Below are 16,519 nucleotides of genomic sequence, written 5' to 3' on the forward strand. Positions count from 1 at the left end.
CGGTAGGAGCCGGCTAGTCGATCCGGGCGGCCTCCGGTTCGGTCCGTTCGGCCTCTTCGGCCTGGCCGGGGCCCGTTTCCGGTGCCGCTGCCGGTGCCGCTGCCGTTTCGACCGCCGGTCGCGTTTCGGGTCCCGCTTCCGTTTCCGGCTTCCGGCGGGTCAGTACGCGGACTCCGGTCACCGGCGGGGCGAGCGGGGTCGGGCTCGGGGGCTCCGGCAGCGGCGATCCGCCCGCCACGAGGGCCCCCGGCCCGGGTGCGGGCGTGAGCGTCCTCGCCGGTGGCGGCTCCGCGGGCAGCGCGGGGAGCGGGATCGGGGTCAGGTCCAGCTTGAGGCCCGGCATGACCAGCACGGGACGCTTCGGCGGTACGGACGCCGGCCGGGCCCCTTCCTCCGCGACCCGGGCCGGGGGCGGCCCGTCGCCCTCCTCCGGGGTGCCGGAGAAGTCGGGGATCAGGGTGCCCGCCGCACGGCGCAGGGCCGCCCAGCGGACCTCGCGCACGCCGCTGTCGTGCCAGCCGTCCTCGGAGCCCTCGCCGGCCAGGCCCTTCGCGGGCCTGTTCCGCCAGGCGTGCACGGTGACGGCCAGCGGGACCGCGAGCACCAGGGTCCAGCCCAGGGCCGCCCCGCCCGCCTGCCACCACGCGGGGCCGAAGGCGGCCAGCTCCCGGGATCCGAGCGGCCCCGCCGAAGCCGCGGCGAGAGCGGCCGTCGCCAGGGCGCACACCAGGGCGCCCAGCGCCGCCGTGAGCGCGGTCTCCCCGTACGAGACGTCGCGCGCCCGGCGTACCGCGAACCAGCCCACCGCCAGCCCGGCCACCACCGGCACCGCGCCGACGGCCCAGGTCAGCGGCGTGCCGGGGCCCTCCGCGGGAAGCCCCGCGAGCAGCGGGAAGCCCGGCAGCGCGGGCGAGCCGTCGAAGCCGAGCGGGCTCGCGGCGGCTCCGGTGCCCAGCGCGAAGCCGGGACCGAGGGCGTAGGAGGCGCCCCAGACGACGGCGTTCGGGATCAGCGCGAGGGCCAGCAGCAGCACCGCGAAGCGGCCCGACCAGACCCCGGTCAGCGCCGCGAAGGAGCCCTGCACCTCCGGCCCGTGCCAGGCCAGCGAGGCGCCGACCAGCAGGGCTCCGCCGCCGAGGAGCACCAGCACCCCGGCTGCGCCGGCCCGCAGCGCGAGGGCGTAGCGGGGCCGGGCGAACCGGCCGGGCAGCTGCCCGAGCGGTCTTCCCCGGGACTCCCAGACCCCGCCCGCGGCGGCGAGGGCGGCGACGGCCGGGAGGTGCCGGGCCGCGCTGAGCGGGTCGGCGGGCATCGGCCCGGCGGCGGCGTAGACGACGGCCAGGGCGCCGACCCCGAGGTAGCCGCAGAGCACGGCGGAGAACACCACGCCCGCGGGCAGCGGCTCCGCGCCCCGGTCCTCCTGCGCGGCGCTGCCCAGCCGGGCGGCCCGCCGGATGAGCAGCGCGGGCAGGGCCACCAGCAGCAACGGGGTCAGGCCGACGGGGGCGGGCACCCCGGAGAGGGTCTCGTAGCGGACGAGTTCGGTGCCGTGGGCGAGCAGCCAGAGGCCCGCGGCGAGGTGCAGGGCGCCGCCGGGGCCGCTGTCGGGGTAGGGGGAGCTGATCCACAGCACGATGACGAGCACGGCGAGGAAGCCGAGCCCCAGTACTGCGGCGACGGCGCCACCCACGACACACGCGGCGGCCGCCGGTGAACGGCGCCGTACGGGGGCCCTTGGGGGCGTGGGCAACGAGGTCCCGCGTTCGGTCACTTGGGTCACCCCGCCATGGTGCCAACGACACGCGCTATGGGCGGGTAACAGGCGAATGACCGTGGTGTCGCTCAATATACGTTTATGTACTTTTTCGGTCAGGGCGTCCGGGTCGCGGGGAGTCTGGCATGACACAAAGCGTCACGGAGCTGGGCCTCCCCACCCCGAAGGAACGCCGACGCCTGCGCGAAGCGGCCGATCTGACGCACGAAGAGGTCGCGGCGGCAGTGGGCGTCACCTCGAACACGGTCCGCTCCTGGGAGACCGGCCGCACCCACCCCCGGGGCCGCAAACTGGAGGCCTACTCCAAGCTCCTGACCCGGCTCTCGGCGGACGAATCCCCCGGCTCCGCCCCCTCGGGCCCCACGGCCCGGGCCGACGGCTCGGCCTCCCCGGACGGCCCGGGCCGGGGTTCCGGCGCCGTAGCCGCCGCAGCCCCCGCAGCGGGTCCGGACCGCGGCAAGGGCACGGCCGCGGGTTCCGCCGCGGCAGCCCCCGCGGGCGGCCCGGACCGCGCCGGCCGTCCGGACGGCACCGGCACGGCAGCGGTCGCCGACGGCACGCCCGCCCCGCCCATGCGGCCCGCCTGGGCCAACGGCACCGCCGCACGACAGGCCGGGGCGCCCGTCGCCGGCGCGTCGGCCCTCGGCGCGTCACCCCTCGGCGCCTCCCCCGCAACCGGCCCCGCCGGGGCGGACGCGGACGCCGCGTCAGCCCCGGGCACCGCACCCGGCAGCCGGGTCGACGGGGCCGCGCAGGACGCGGCGGAGGCCACTGGCGCAGCAACCGGCGCCACGCCCACGGACGCGGACGCGGCGTCAGCCGCCGACGCCCCCGAGGGCCGGTTCGGGCTGCGCATGATGCGCGGACTCGCCCGGCCCGTCGGCGCGCAGACCCGGCCCAAGGCCGCCGTCAAGCGCGCCGCGAAGCCCCCCGTCGGGATGCCCCGGCACGAGGCCAAGCCCACCGTCAAGGCCGGGGCCGCCGTGGGCGGCGGCCACGGCGGAGGCGGCCGCGCAGCCCTCCGGCCCGGCAGCCCCCTCCCCGCGGGCGCCGGTACGGACACGGGTACGGACACGGGTACGGACACCGGTACGGGCGCCGGGGCGCACTCCGCGTCACGCTCCGCAGGCAAGGCCGCCGCGCCGGGCACCACGCCGGGCACCGCGAACCCCGCCGGAGCGGGCGCCGAAGCCGCCACCCGGACGAGCACCACCGGGCCGGGCACCGGGCCGGGTGCCGGCTCGGACCCCGCGTCAGCAGCGGTGAAGGCCACCGGCCTTGACGCCGCGTCGGACGCGGCGCCGCAGGCCGCGCCGGACTCCGCACCGGCCGGCAAGGCCACCGGACCGGCCGACGCCGAGGCAGACCCCGGCGAGCCGGGCGGCCCGGCGGCGGAGGCCCGTACCGCCCCCGAGGACGCCTCCGGCGAGGACACCGCGCCGACGGCGTCGGCGATCTCCGCCTTCGACGCCCTCTACGACCGCACCGCCCCCGCCCTGGCCCGCCAGGCCTACCTCCTCACCGGCCGCCGGGCCCTCTCCTGCGAGGCCGTGGAACGCGCCTTCCAGCAGGCCTGGGACCGCTGGCCCGAGGTGGCCACCGACCCCGATCCGGTCGGGTGGGTGCGCGCGGCGGCGTACGAGTACGCGCTCTCCCCGTGGCACCGGTTCCGGCGGGCCCACCGGCACCCCGACGAGCCCCCGGCCGACCCCGCGGACCGCGTCCTCCTGGACGCGATGCTCGCGCTGCCTCCGGCCCACCGCCGCACCGTGCTGCTCTACGACGGCGTCGGGCTGGACCTCCCCGACACCGCCGCCGAGACCGAGGCGTCCACGCCGACCGCCGGCCGCCGGCTCGTCAACGCGCACGCCGACCTCGCCGACGAGCTCCCCGAACTGGACGGCGTGGCGCCCGCGAGGCAGTCCGCGGTGCTGCGCGAGCGGCTCGGCGCGCTGCGGCCCTCCGTCCTGCTGGAGCCGCGCGCGGCAGCCGCCGTACGGGTGGCCGGCGAGCACCGCAACCGGCTGTGGACGCGTGCCGTGGTCGGGGTGACGGCCGTCATCGCCGCGGCGACGGCCTACACCTGGGTGACCGCCCCGACCGAGTACGAGCCTCCGCGCGCCCCCGGCGCGAGCGTGTCGGGCGTCCCCCCGCACAGCGGCCCGCAGCAGCTCACGGACGAGGGCCGGCAGCTCCACGACAAGCTGCTGTCCGATCCGTCGGCCGGCCCCTCCCGAATCGCGCCGAGCCTCGAATAGCCGTACGGCGGGCGCCCGAGCGGACGAAAACGGGCGTGGCCCGCACCCCTCCCAGGGTGCGGGCCACGCCCGTCTGCACGCACAGCCGAAGCCGGCTGCTTACTACCTACTGCCTACTACTTACTGCTTACTGCGCGGCGTTCAGGATCTCGCGCGCCAGCTTCGCGGTCTCGGTCGGCGTCTTGCCGACCTTCACGCCCGCGGCCTCCAGGGCTTCCTTCTTGGCCTGTGCGGTGCCAGAAGAACCGGAGACGATCGCACCGGCGTGACCCATGGTCTTGCCCTCGGGGGCGGTGAAGCCCGCGACGTAGCCGACGACCGGCTTGGTGACGTTCTTCGCGATGAAGTCCGCCGCACGCTCCTCGGCGTCGCCGCCGATCTCGCCGATCATGACGATCAGGTCGGTGTCGGGGTCCGCCTCGAACGCCTCGAGGGCGTCGATGTGCGTGGTGCCGATGACCGGGTCGCCACCGATGCCGACGGCGGAGGAGAAGCCGATGTCACGGAGCTCGTACATCATCTGGTAGGTCAGCGTGCCCGACTTGGACACGAGACCGATGCGGCCGGGCTTGGTGATGTCGCCCGGGATGATGCCGGCGTTGGACTGGCCGGGGGTGATCAGACCCGGGCAGTTCGGGCCGATGATCCGCGTCTTGTTGCCCTTGCTGGACGCGTACGACCAGAAGGCGGCGGAGTCGTGCACCGCGATGCCCTCGGTGATGACGACGGCCAGCGGGATCTCGGCGTCGATCGCCTCGACCACGGCGGACTTGGCGAACGCCGGCGGGACGAAGAGGACGGAGACGTTGGCGCCCGTCTTCTCCATCGCCTCGGCGACGGAGCCGAAGACCGGGACCTCGGTGCCGTCGAAGTCGACGGTGGTGCCGGCCTTGCGCGGGTTCACGCCGCCGACGATGTTGGTGCCGTCAGCCAGCATCAGCTTGGTGTGCTTCATGCCCGTGGCACCGGTCATGCCCTGGACGATGACCTTGCTGTCCTTGTTGAGGAAGATAGCCATGTGAGTCTGTGACCTCTGCCCTTACTTCGCAGCCGCGAGCTCGGCGGCCTTGTCGGCCGCGCCGTCCATGGTGTCCACGCGCTGAACCAGCGGGTGGTTGGCGTCCGAGAGGATCTTGCGACCCAGCTCGGCGTTGTTGCCGTCGAGGCGGACGACCAGCGGCTTGGTGACCGCCTCGCCCTTGTCCTCGAGCAGCTGCAGCGCCTGGACGATGCCGTTGGCGACCTCGTCGCACGCGGTGATGCCACCGAAGACGTTGACGAAGACGGACTTGACGTCCGGGTCGCCGAGGATGATCTCGAGACCGTTGGCCATGACGGCGGCGGAGGCGCCACCGCCGATGTCCAGGAAGTTGGCGGGCTTGACCCCACCGTGGTTCTCGCCGGCGTACGCGACGACGTCGAGGGTGCTCATGACGAGACCCGCGCCGTTGCCGATGATGCCGACCTCGCCGTCGAGCTTCACGTAGTTGAGGTTCTTCGCCTTGGCGGCGGCCTCGAGCGGGTTCGCGGCAGCGTGGTCCACGAACTCCTCGTGGCCCGGCTGGCGGAACTCGGCGTTCTCGTCGAGCGAGACCTTGCCGTCGAGCGCGATGACGTCGCCGTTGGCGACCTTCGCGAGCGGGTTGACCTCGACGAGGAGCGCGTCCTCGGCGATGAAGGTCGCCCACAGGGTCACGAGGACCTCGGCGACCTTCTCGGCAACCTCGGCCGGGAACTGCGCCAGCGCGACGATCTCGCGGGCCTTCTCGATGGTCACGCCCTCGTTGGCGTTCACCGGGACCTTGGCGAGCTTCTCCGGGGTCTCCTCGGCGACCTGCTCGATGTCCATGCCGCCCGCGACCGAGGCCATGGCCAGGAAGGTGCGGTTGGTGCGGTCGAGGAGGTACGAAACGTAGTACTCCTCGAGAATCTCGGGAGCCGTCTCGGCGATCATCACCTTGTGGACCGTGTGGCCCTTGATGTCCATCCCGAGGATGTCCGTCGCCCGGGCGACTGCCTCGTCCGGGGTGGCGGCGAGCTTCACGCCGCCGGCCTTGCCGCGGCCGCCGACCTTCACCTGCGCCTTGACGACCGACTTGCCACCCATGCGCTCGGTGGCCTCGCGGGCTGCCTCAGGCGTGTCGATGACTTCACCGGCCAGCACCGGTACACCGTGCTTGGCGAAGAGGTCCCTCGCCTGGTACTCGAACAGGTCCACGCGCGTCCGTCCCTTGTCTTCAAAGATTCGCAGTGATTCGCGGTTGTCTGCTATCTGCGTGGGCGTGCCGCGGAGGGCAACGTGACGGCGCTGTCACAAGGAAGGCGCACACGGTGACCGTGGACGCGGCATGTCCGTCCCGCAGGTTATCCCCGTGGGACGTAGGTCCCTAAATCGCAGATCACACCTGAGCGGTGATACCTGTCACAGATCGCCTCACGGTTGAACTGCATCTTCGTGCGATCCGCCGATGTACCACCGCCGCGAAGGCTCTCCTACGGGGCTCCGCTCGGGCGGCGCGACGACGGTCCCCCGCGCTGCCCGCCGGGTCACGGGACGGGCAGGGGCCGCTTCTCCAGCGCCGCGGCCATCACCTCCGGGAACAGGTCGGGAGTGCAGGCGAAGGCCGGGGCGCCGAGTGCGGCGAGGGCGGCGGCGTGCTCCCGGTCGTAGGCGGGCGCACCCTCGTCGGACAGCGCGAGCAGCGCCACGAACTCCACCCCCGCCGCCTTCATGGCCGCGACCCGCTTCAGCATCTCGTCGCGTATGCCGCCCTCATAGAGATCACTGATGAGGACGACGACGGTGTCGGCGGGGCGGGCGATCTTCGACTGGCAGTAGGCGAGCGCACGGTTGATGTCGGTGCCGCCGCCGAGCTGGGTGCCGAAGAGCACGTCGACGGGATCGTCGAGCAGGTCCGTCAGATCGACCACCGCGGTGTCGAACACGACCAGCCGGGTCGCGAGGGACCGCATCGAGGCCAGCACCGCCCCGAAGACGGAGGCGTAGACGACGGAGGCCGCCATCGAACCCGACTGGTCGATGCACAGCACGACCTCCTTCTTCACCGCCCGCGCGGCGCGGCCGTACCCGACCAGCCGCTCGGGAACGACGGTCCGGTACTCGGGCAGATAGTTCTTCAGGTTCGCCCGGATGGTCCGGTCCCAGTCGATGTCCGCGTGCCGCGGCCGGCTGACCCGGGCGGACCGGTCGAGCGCGCCCGTCAGCGTGGCCCGCGTCCGGCTCGCGAGCCGCTTCTCCACCTGCTCGACCACCTTGCGCACGACGGCGCGGGCGGTCTCCCTCGTCGTCTCGGGCATGGCCTTGTTGAGGGAGAGCAGGGTGCCGACGAGGTGCACGTCCGGCTCCACCGCCTCCAGCATCTCGGGCTCCAGCAGCAACGCGGACAGGCCGAGGCGCTGGATCGCGTCCCGCTGCATGACCTGCACCACGGAGGTGGGGAAGTACGTCCGGATGTCCCCGAGCCAGCGCGCCACCTGGGGCGCGGACCCGCCGAGCCCGGCCGACCGCTCCCCGGCCCGCTTGGGTCTGCCCCCCTCGGCCCCGTAGAGCGCCCCGAGCGCGGCATCCATCCCGGCGTCCACCCCACTCAACGCCACCCCGGTCCCCTCCCCCTCTCCCCCACCCAGCACCATCCGCCACCGCCGCAACCGCTCGGCACCGCCGTCCCCCACCTCTGCCCCAACCATCTGCCAACCTCCCGCTCTCGACCCACTACCGCCCGCCCCCACCCACCGCTACCACCGCACGGGGCAACCTCCCCGCAGCACCCTTGCCGCTGCACGGGGCAGCCCGCCCGCGCCGGGCCCGGGACCCCGCCAGGGCCCCTCATCCAGGCGCCCCCGCCAGCAACAGGTGGACCAGGTCCACCACCGCATCCGCCCGCTCCACGTCCAGCTCCGCCCCGAAGCCGGCCACCACCACCCCGGCCCCCACCCCGGCCGGCCCCCGACCCGGCCCCCGCCGCACCAGCTCCCCCAGACTCCGCCGCACCCCCGCCTCGAACCCACCGAAGGTCCTCCGCAGGAGCGGCAGCACATCGACGAACGCCCGCTCCGGCACCGACACCAGCCAGCCGTCGATCAGCCCCAGCAGCCGCTCGTCGTGCACCAGCAGCGTCCCCCCGCCCGAGGCCCCGCCCGCGAACCCCTCGATCCAGCCCGCCGCGTCGGCCGGCGCGCACGCCGGGGACAGCGAGAGCCCCATCAGCCGCGCGGTCTCCTCGGGGGACAGCCGCCCGTCGTCGAGCAGCAGCCGTGCCGCCCGCCCGCGGATCAGCCCGGGGACGGTGTCCCGCCCGGCCAGGGTCCGCAGCACCGCCGCCCAGCGCTCCCGCAGCCCGTCGGAGTCCAGCCCCTCCAGCAGCCCGACGGCGCCGTGCACGCCGTCCACGTGCCCCCGCAGCTCCTCCGCCGCGTCGGCGTCCAGCCCCGCCGCGCAGGCGGGCGGCAGCGCCACGCATATCCGCTCCGCGAGCCCGGCCGCCACCGTCGCCAGCGCGGCCGCGTCGGTGCCCCGTACGTCCCCGTACCGCAGCGAACGGGCCAGCGCGGGCAGCGCCTTGGCCAGGCCCGCCACATCGGTGTCCAGCGCCGCCCGGTCGGCGAGGGCCCGCAGTACGGCGGGCAGCGCCCCGGAGAGCCCGGCGAGCAGGCACCGCTCCGCCAGGGCGGTGACCTCGCCCAGTTCCCCGGTGCCCGCCGCGTCGGCCTCGGCGCGGGCGGTGGCCGCCCCGAGGACGGTGGTCCCCCAGATGCCGGCTTCGGCCACCCGTACCGCGAGCTCCGGCTCCCAGCGGAGCCGCCAGGTCTCGCGGAAGGTGCCCGTGCTTCCCCGGGAGACCGTCGGGACGCCCCAGTCGATGCCGAGCAGCCGCAGCCGGTGCAGCAGTAGGGACTTGGCCGCGTCGGTGTCCTTGCGCAGGTCGAGCTCCAGCTCCCGGTCCTGCGCCTCGGGCTTGAGCCGCAGCGTGCGCTGCTGCCGGGTCAGGTCCCGCTGGAGCGGTACGACGGGCGCCGCGTCGGGGACTTCGCCGAGCACGTCCCCGACGACGAGCCGGTCCTCGATCAGCGCGAGCGGTATGTCGGAGCCGTCGCACATCACGGCCCGGACCGCTTCCAGGGTCTCCGTCAGTCCCGGCACGGGCCGGCCCCGCATCGCGGCCAGGGTGTCGGCGAGCCGGACCGCTTCGATGACGTGGGCCGGGGACACCTGCCGGTCCTCCTCGCGGAGCAGGCCCGCGACCTTGGTCAGCCAGCGCTCGACGGGGCGGTCCCGGGCCTCGAAGAGGTGTGCGTACCAGCCGGGCGAGGTGATGCCCGCGCCGTACCCTCCGGCCCGGGCGAGGCGCCGGTGGGTCCAGGGCACCCAGGTGGTCTCCACCTTGACCTTGGGGAGCCCGGTGAGGAGCGCCCTGTCCGCGGCCGCGGTGGTCTTCGCCCGCAGCGCCGGGACGTGCCAGGCCCCGCAGACCACGGCGTAGGCGTCGCCGAACTCCCGGCGTGCGGCCCGCATCCGCTGCCGCATGTACGCCTCGCGCACCAGGTCCCGGTGGTGGCCGCCCGCTCCGTACGCCTCGCGCAGGGCGCCCATGGCCTCCCCCAGCGCCTCGAACGCGGCCAGCGGGTCGGCGGCCGGTCCGGACCCGCCGCGGTGCTCGACCACGTCCTCCCACCACCGCTCGGGGTCCTCGTACCCGGCGGTCTCGGCCAGCACGGCCAGCGGGTCCAGCCGTACGGACCCGGGCGCCGCCTCCCCCGCGTCCTCATCGCCCTGGGCCTCCGCCGCGGCCAGCGAGTGCGCGGCCGGGAGGTCGATGAACCGCACCGGCACGTCCCGCTCCTGCGCCCACCGGATGGCGGACCATTCCGGGGAGAAGCCGGCCAGCGGCCAGAACGCGGCCCGGCCGGGGTCGTCGGCCGCGTGGGCGAGCAGGGCGACGGGGGGCCGCATCCCCGGGTCCGCGGCCAGCGTGAGCAGGGCGTCCCCCTCCGGCGGCCCCTCGATCAGCACCGCCGCGGGCCGGGCCGCGTCCAGGGCGGCCCGCACCGCACGGGCCGAGCCGGGCCCGTGGTGCCGTACGCCCAGCATCAGGGGTCCCGTGGCGTCCTTGCCGGCCGTCCCCGGGCTCATGCCGTCACCTCCCGGCAGGCCCGGTAGAAGTCCTTCCAGCCGTCGCGCTCGCGGACCACGGCCTCCAGGTACTCCTGCCAGACGACCTGGTCGGCGGCCGGGTCCCGGACGACGGCTCCGAGGATCCCCGCCGCCACGTCGGAGGGGCGCAGCACGCCGTCCCCGAAGTGGGCGGCCAGGGCGAGGCCGCCGGTGACCACGGAGATGGCCTCGGCCGTGGACAGGGTGCCGCTGGGCGACTTGACCTTCGTGCGCCCGTCGTCGGTGACTCCGGCGCGCAGCTCGCGGAAGACGGTGACCACCCGGCGGATCTCCTCCAGGCCCTCCGGGGCGGCGGGCAGGTCCAGGGCGCGGCCCATCTGGTCGACGCGGCGGGCGACGATGTCGACCTCGGCGTCGGCGGTGGCGGGCAGCGGCAGGACGACGGTGTTGAAGCGTCGGCGCAGCGCGCTGGAGAGTTCGTTGACCCCGCGGTCGCGGTCGTTGGCGGTGGCGATGAGGTTGAAGCCGCGCACGGCCTGCACCTCCTGGCCGAGTTCCGGTATCGGGAGCGTCTTCTCGGACAGGACGGTGATGAGGGTGTCCTGGACGTCGGCGGGGATCCGGGTGAGCTCCTCGACGCGGGCGGTCATGCCCTCGGCCATGGCCCGCATGACCGGGCTCGGTACGAGCGCTTCGCGGCTCGGGCCGTGGGCGAGGAGGCGGGCGTAGTTCCAGCCGTAGCGGATGGCCTCCTCCGGGGTGCCGGCGGTGCCCTGGACGAGGAGGGTGGAGTCTCCGCTGACGGCGGCGGCGAGGTGCTCGGACACCCAGGTCTTGGCGGTGCCGGGCACGCCGAGGAGCAGCAGCGCGCGGTCGGTGGCGAGGGTGGTGACGGCGACTTCGACGATCCGGCGCGGGCCGACGTACTTGGGTGTGATGACGGTGCCGTCCGCGAGCGTGCCGCCCTGCAGGTAGGTGGCCACGGCCCACGGAGAGAGTTTCCAGCGGGCCGGGCGGGGCCGGTCGTCGGCGGCCGCCAGGGCTTTCAGTTCGTGCGCGAAGGCGTCTTCGGCGTGCGGTCGCAGCGCCTCTGCGGTGGTCTCGTTCCCGGTCGTGGCCATGGTCCCCCTCCAATGCTCCGCAGCCGCTTGACGACTGCTGGAACCACGATGCACCCGACCACTGACAACGCCCCACAGGAGCTGCGTTGTTGCAGGTCAGAGCGATTGTCAGTGGGGGTCTCTACGGTGGAACACATGACTGAGCAGGGGGTCCGCTGGACAGCGGAACAGGTACTGGCTCTGGCTCCTGACGACGCCTCACGCAAGGCGGGGGCCAAGCTCGGCGCGGCGGGGCCGTGGTCACAAACCGGAGGTTCCGCTTCCGGTGCGGTGTGGGGGTTGTGCAAGGGCAGCGGCAGCACGCCGTACCGGACGGTCGTCGACCTGTCCGGGCCGGCGTACAAGTGCTCCTGCCCGAGCCGGAAGTTCCCGTGCAAGCACGCGCTGGGCCTGCTGCTGCTCTGGGCCGCGGAGGGGCTCGCCACCCCGGCCGGGGCTCCGGACTGGGCGGACGAGTGGCTCGCGGAGCGGGCGGCGAAGGCCGCGCGGCCCGCAGCCGACGGCTCCGGCCGGACCGGACCGGCCGACGCGGACGGAGCCCGCAAGCGGGCCGAGCGGCGGGCGGCCCGGATCGGCGCGGGCGTCACCGAGCTGGAACAGCGGCTCGCGGACCTGGTCCGCGGCGGCCTCGCCGGTCAGGAGCGGGCGGGATACGCGGCCTGGGAGGAGACCGCCGCCCGGATGGTCGACGCCCAGGCACCCGGACTGGCCACGCGGGTGCGGGAGTTGGGGACGATACCCAGTTGCGGCGCCGGCTGGCCCGCCCGGATGCTTGAGGAGGCCGCGCTGCTGCACCTGCTGGACCGGGCCTGGCTGGGCGTTTCCGGACTGCCGGAGCCGCTGGCCGCGACGGTCCGCAGCCGTCTGGGACTGCAGCCCCGGACGGAAGGCGAGGCCGTACGGGACCACTGGCTCGTGCTGGCCCAGTACGACACGGCGTCACCGGACGGCCGTCTCACCACCCGCCGGATATGGCTGCGCGGGCTGGCGAGCGGGCGGCCGGCCCTGGTCCTGGACTTCGGCCCGCCCGGGCGACCGCCGGGGCTGGCGCTGCCCGTCGGATTGGTGCTGGAGGCGGAAGCCCGCTTCCGGCCCGGCTCCGCGGGGCTGCGGGCGGACCTCGGGGAGAGGTTCGCACCGGCCGAGCCGTGCCGGACCGCGCCGACCGGCGTGAGCACGGGCGCGGCACTGGAGGCGTACGGCGCGGCCCTGCGCGAGGACCCCTGGCTGGAGTCCTGGCCGGTGGTGCTCGGCCCGGTGGTGCCGATACCGGGAGGACGACAAGGACGACACGGGGGACGACAGGAAGGAGCGCAGGGGGAAGGGCATGGCGACCAACAGGGCTCGACGGCCTGGCAATTGGCGGACGCAGAGGGGATGTCCGCCCTGCCCGTGCCCCTGACCGGGGGCGGGAGCCGGCCCGGGACCGGGTTGTGGCAGCTGGCCGCACTCTCGGGCGGCGGGCCGTTGACGGTGTTCGGCGAGTGCGGACACCGCGGATTCACCCCGCTGACGGCCTGGCAGCCGGGCTCCTCGGAGCCGGTGGTGCTGGACTGAGCGGGCGAGCAGGGGAAGGCGGCGGCGCGGGGGCGCCGACGTATTCGAGACGAGTGAGCCGGGGGGCTTTCGTGGACGACAACCACGCCAGTTGAGGCCGTAGGTGCGGCCGTGTGTGCCACAGGGAAATCGAGCTGCTCCGGTCCCGCGGAGGGGGCGGGACCGGAGCAGGCCACCTGCACACGGCACGACACGCGAAGGAAAGAGGGAGGGGAGCCGGTGAACACAACCGCGGACACGACCGCGAGCACGAGCACGAGCGGAACGACGGACACGACCACAGGCACGACGCCGGGCGGAACGCCCGGCGGAACGATCGACCCGGCCTACGGGGACGCGACCTGGCACGAGCTGGTGGGTGCCGCCCTACTGGGCACCGAGCGGCGCCGGGGCAGTCCCGAGGCCCTGCTCGGGGCCGCGGCCGTGCAGACCGTACGGCGCCGGGCCGGGCTGAGACCCGCCGAGGCGGGCCCCCTGCCCGAGCCCGCTCCGCGCGACCCGCGTCCGGAGCCTCCGGAGCCGGCCCGGCGGCGGCTCGCGCAGCTGCTGGCGGGCCGCGCCGGTGCGGGCAGCGGCAGCGGGCGGCGGGGGGCCGCCCCGGATCTGACGGAGCTGCTGCCGCAGTGGCTGGCCGCCGCCGGACACCACGGGTACCGGGCACCGGCTTCGCTCGTGCCCGCACTGCTGGACGTCGCCCGGGCCCGGAGCGACCTCAGGCCGCAGGCCCTGGCCCTGGCCGGGACGCGCGGGCTGTGGCTGGCCCGGCTCAATCCGGACTGGCGGTTCGCGCTGCGCGGGGGATCCGGGGGCGCCGGCGAACTGCCCGACCCGGCGGACCCGGTGGGGGTGGAGCGACTGTGGCAGGAGGGGTTGTTCGCGGAGCGGGTCGCACTGCTCGGCCTCGTACGGGCCCACGAGGCGGCTGCCGGGCCGCGGCTGCTGGAGACCACGTGGAGCACAGAGCGGGCCGAGGACCGGCTGATGTTCCTCGACTCCTTGCGGGTGGGGCTGTCGGCGGGCGACGAACCCTTCCTGGAAGCCGCGCTGGGCGACCGCAGCCGCAATGTCCGGGCGACCGCCGCCGAGCTGTTGTCCGCGCTGCCGACCTCGGCCCTGGCCGGGCGGATGGCGGAGCGGGCGCTGGCCTGCGTCGGCCCGGAGGGGGTGACGCCGCCGGCCGCATGCGATGCGGGGATGCTGCGCGACGGCGTGGTCAAGCGGCCGCCGGCCGGGCGCGGGGAGCGGGCCTGGTGGCTGGGGCAGTTGGTGGAGTCGGCACCGCTGTCGTGCTGGCGGGACCGGTTCGGGGGGCTCGGCCCGGCGGAGATCGTGGCGCTGCCGGTGGCCGAGGGCTGGGCGGAGGAACTGCACGCGGCCTGGTGCCGGGCCGCGGTGCGGCAGGGCGACCCGGCGTGGTCGCAGGCCCTGCTCGGCTCGGCGTCCGCGCCGCCCGCGGCGGGCCCGGCGACGGCGTCGCTGGCGGAGCGGGCGAAGCTCCTGTCGACCCTCGGGGATGAGGAACGGGCGGCGTGGGTCGCGGAGTTCATACGTGCGCACGGGCTGTCGGAGGCGTTCCAGCTGCTCGGGGTGTGCGTGGTGCCGTGGGCGGGGGCACTGGGGAGGGCGGTGATCGAGGCGCTGGACTCCGCGCGGGAGGCGGGCGGCTACCCGTGGAGCTTCAGCGGGGTGATGGGGCTGGCGGAGCGATGCCTTGATCCTGCGGAGGCGGGGCGGCTCGATGCGCTGGCGGCGGAGCCGGTGGAGGAGGGGGGTGCGGCGGCCTACTGGTCGGAGGCCTTCCAGCGGCTGGTCGCCACCCTGCGGCTGCGGGCCGCGCTCCACGCGGAACTGGCCCCGCCCCCCTGACCGCTGACGCGCCCCGACAGTGCCACCTGCCACCGCCGACGGCACGGGGGCAACCCTGCGGGGCAAAGTCCCCTACCCACCCTTCGCCCGTTCCCCGGAACTCCGCCCCGGACCCCGCGCCTCAAACGCCGGACGGCTGAGAGGGCCCCGAGCCGAAAGGGCGGCAGGCCAGTCCGAATAGTCGTACGGGCCGGCGCGGGCCAAAGTTCAGCCCACCGGACTGCACGTGCAGGCTGACGCCGGGCCAATCCAGCCCCTCCGGCGTTTGAGGAGCGAGGGGCCGGACCCCTGAGCGGCGCCGCTCCGGGGCTAGGCCGGCTGGCGGACGTGGGCGCGGACCCAGTCGACGATGGCGGTGGTGGTCGCGCCCGGGGTGAAGATCTCGGCCACGCCCTTCTCCTTTAGCGGAGCGATGTCCGCCTCCGGGATGATGCCGCCACCGAACACCTTGATGTCCGCCGCATCGCGCTCCGCGAGGAGTTCCAGCACGCGCGCGAACAGCGTGTTGTGCGCGCCCGACAGGATCGACAGACCGATCGCGTCGGCGTCCTCCTGGATCGCGGTGTCGACGATCTGTTCGGGGGTCTGGTGGAGGCCTGTGTAGATGACCTCCATGCCCGCGTCCCGAAGGGCCCGCGCGATCACCTTGGCGCCTCGGTCGTGGCCGTCGAGGCCCGGCTTGGCCACCACCACACGGATCGGACCGGTCACACCCATCGCACTGCCTCCCGAGTGAACGAACGTTAAGTACAGCATTGCGCACACCCCCGTTTCGCGGTCAACCACGAGGGGGAAATCACACGTGGGATGGCGTACCACCGCTCCGCGCCGACAGCCGCACGGCACGGGGCGGTCGGACGCCCCGGTCCCGAGTCGCCAGGACCTACGGGGGGGGCCGTCCATGGGGCTGACCATGTCCGGGGCCGCGCTGCGGGCCGGCGTACTGGAAGCGATCGTGCTCGGCGGGCACATCCTGCTGTATCCCACCGGAGTACTGCCGGAGCGACCCGCCGCCGCCACCCACGAGCGCCCGCCGGTGCTGCTGCTCCACGGGTTCACCGACAACCGCTCCGTCTTCGTCCTGCTGCGCCGCGCCCTCGGGGCCGGCGGCCGGCGGCAGGTGGAGGCGTACAACTACTCCCCCTTCACCCGCGACCTGCGCGTCACCGCCCGGCACCTGGCCCGCCGCGTCGAGGAGCTGTGCGAGCGCACGGGGCAGGACCGCGTGGACCTGGTGGGGCACAGCCTCGGCGGGCTGGTCGGGCGGTACTACGTCCAGCGCCTCGGCGGCGACGCGCGCGTCCGCACGCTCGTCACGCTCGGGACCCCGCATTCCGGCACCCGCGTGGCGCGCTTCATGGACGCGCACCCCCTGGTCCGGCAGATGCGCCCGGATTCCGAGGTGCTCGCCGAACTGCGCGCGCCCGCGCCCGGCTGCCGGACCCGATGCGTGGCGTTCTGGAGCGAGTTCGACGAGCTGATGGACCCGACCGAGACGGCCCGCATCGAGCACCCGGACCTGCTCGCGGAAAACGTGCAGGTCACCGGCATCGGACATCTGGCCCTGCCCGCGCACCCCACCGTCATCGCGGCGGTCCGGCGCGCGCTCGACGGCCCCAGGCCGATCGCCGTCCCGCACCCCGGGGCCGCTTCCGTCGCCTGACGGAGCGCGACCGGGCCCGACCAGCTCCGACCGGGCCCGGCCAGGCCCGGCCCCGAATCGGCTCACCGGCCGCCCCCCGTTTCGGCCTCGACCGCGGGAGCGAAAAGCGACTTCCACTCGAACGCTTTTCGAACTCAAGGCCAAGGG

Annotated in this window: 11 protein-coding genes; 4 read left to right on the top strand and 7 right to left on the bottom strand. The window is 74.9% G+C overall.

Annotated features, from left to right (window positions below; all coding sequences use genetic code 11):
* Positions 1–13: 13 nt before the first annotated feature.
* Complete coding sequence (locus AC3IX6_RS13820) at positions 14–1,780, bottom strand: cell division protein PerM (RefSeq protein ID WP_489370417.1); 1,767 nt, start codon at positions 1,778–1,780, stop codon at positions 14–16.
* Between the two features lie 119 nt (positions 1,781–1,899).
* Here AC3IX6_RS13820 and AC3IX6_RS13825 point away from each other — a divergent pair, with 119 nt between their 5' ends.
* Entirely contained in the window at positions 1,900–4,032 is a 2,133-nt protein-coding gene (locus AC3IX6_RS13825) for a helix-turn-helix domain-containing protein (protein WP_489370418.1), read from the top strand.
* 127 nt (positions 4,033–4,159) lie between these two features.
* On the opposite strand, the gene sucD is transcribed toward AC3IX6_RS13825, so the two are convergent.
* From sucD to AC3IX6_RS13850, 5 genes are all read right to left on the bottom strand, one after another.
* Complete coding sequence (gene sucD / locus AC3IX6_RS13830; protein WP_250744076.1) at positions 4,160–5,050, bottom strand: succinate--CoA ligase subunit alpha; 891 nt, start codon at positions 5,048–5,050, stop codon at positions 4,160–4,162.
* 21 nt (positions 5,051–5,071) lie between these two features.
* Positions 5,072–6,250, bottom strand: a complete 1,179-nt coding sequence (gene sucC, locus AC3IX6_RS13835; RefSeq protein WP_371617503.1) for an ADP-forming succinate--CoA ligase subunit beta — start codon at positions 6,248–6,250, stop codon at positions 5,072–5,074.
* A 329-nt stretch (positions 6,251–6,579) separates the two neighbouring features.
* A complete protein-coding gene (locus AC3IX6_RS13840; RefSeq protein ID WP_489370419.1) occupies positions 6,580–7,740 on the bottom strand; it encodes a VWA domain-containing protein in 1,161 nt (386 codons plus the stop codon).
* Positions 7,741–7,879: 139 nt separating this feature from the next.
* Complete coding sequence (locus AC3IX6_RS13845) at positions 7,880–10,183, bottom strand: DUF5682 family protein (RefSeq protein ID WP_489370420.1); 2,304 nt, start codon at positions 10,181–10,183, stop codon at positions 7,880–7,882.
* On the bottom strand, positions 10,180–11,286 hold the full coding sequence (locus AC3IX6_RS13850; protein WP_489370421.1) for an ATP-binding protein: 1,107 nt from the start codon (positions 11,284–11,286) through the stop codon (positions 10,180–10,182). Before AC3IX6_RS13850 ends, AC3IX6_RS13845 begins: the two co-directional genes overlap by 4 nt.
* Before the next feature lie 135 nt (positions 11,287–11,421).
* On the opposite strand from AC3IX6_RS13850, the gene AC3IX6_RS13855 reads away from it, so the two are divergent.
* Positions 11,422–12,843 (top strand): SWIM zinc finger family protein, encoded by a 1,422-nt coding sequence (locus tag AC3IX6_RS13855; protein WP_489370422.1) that lies wholly within the window; start codon positions 11,422–11,424, stop codon positions 12,841–12,843.
* A gap of 219 nt (positions 12,844–13,062) precedes the next feature.
* Positions 13,063–14,709: a DUF5691 domain-containing protein gene (locus AC3IX6_RS13860; RefSeq protein ID WP_489370423.1), complete on the top strand. Its 1,647-nt coding sequence runs from the start codon at positions 13,063–13,065 to the stop codon at positions 14,707–14,709.
* 309 nt (positions 14,710–15,018) lie between these two features.
* Here AC3IX6_RS13860 and icmB read toward each other — a convergent pair whose 3' ends face one another.
* Positions 15,019–15,426, bottom strand: a complete 408-nt coding sequence (gene icmB / locus AC3IX6_RS13865) for a coenzyme B12-dependent isobutyryl CoA mutase small subunit (RefSeq protein WP_356516175.1) — start codon at positions 15,424–15,426, stop codon at positions 15,019–15,021.
* Positions 15,427–15,610: 184 nt separating this feature from the next.
* Here icmB and AC3IX6_RS13870 point away from each other — a divergent pair, with 184 nt between their 5' ends.
* Entirely contained in the window at positions 15,611–16,372 is a 762-nt protein-coding gene (locus tag AC3IX6_RS13870) for an esterase/lipase family protein (protein ID WP_489370424.1), read from the top strand.
* Positions 16,373–16,519: the final 147 nt, after the last annotated feature.

Source organism: Streptomyces sp. GL_141 (assembly GCF_057834385.1).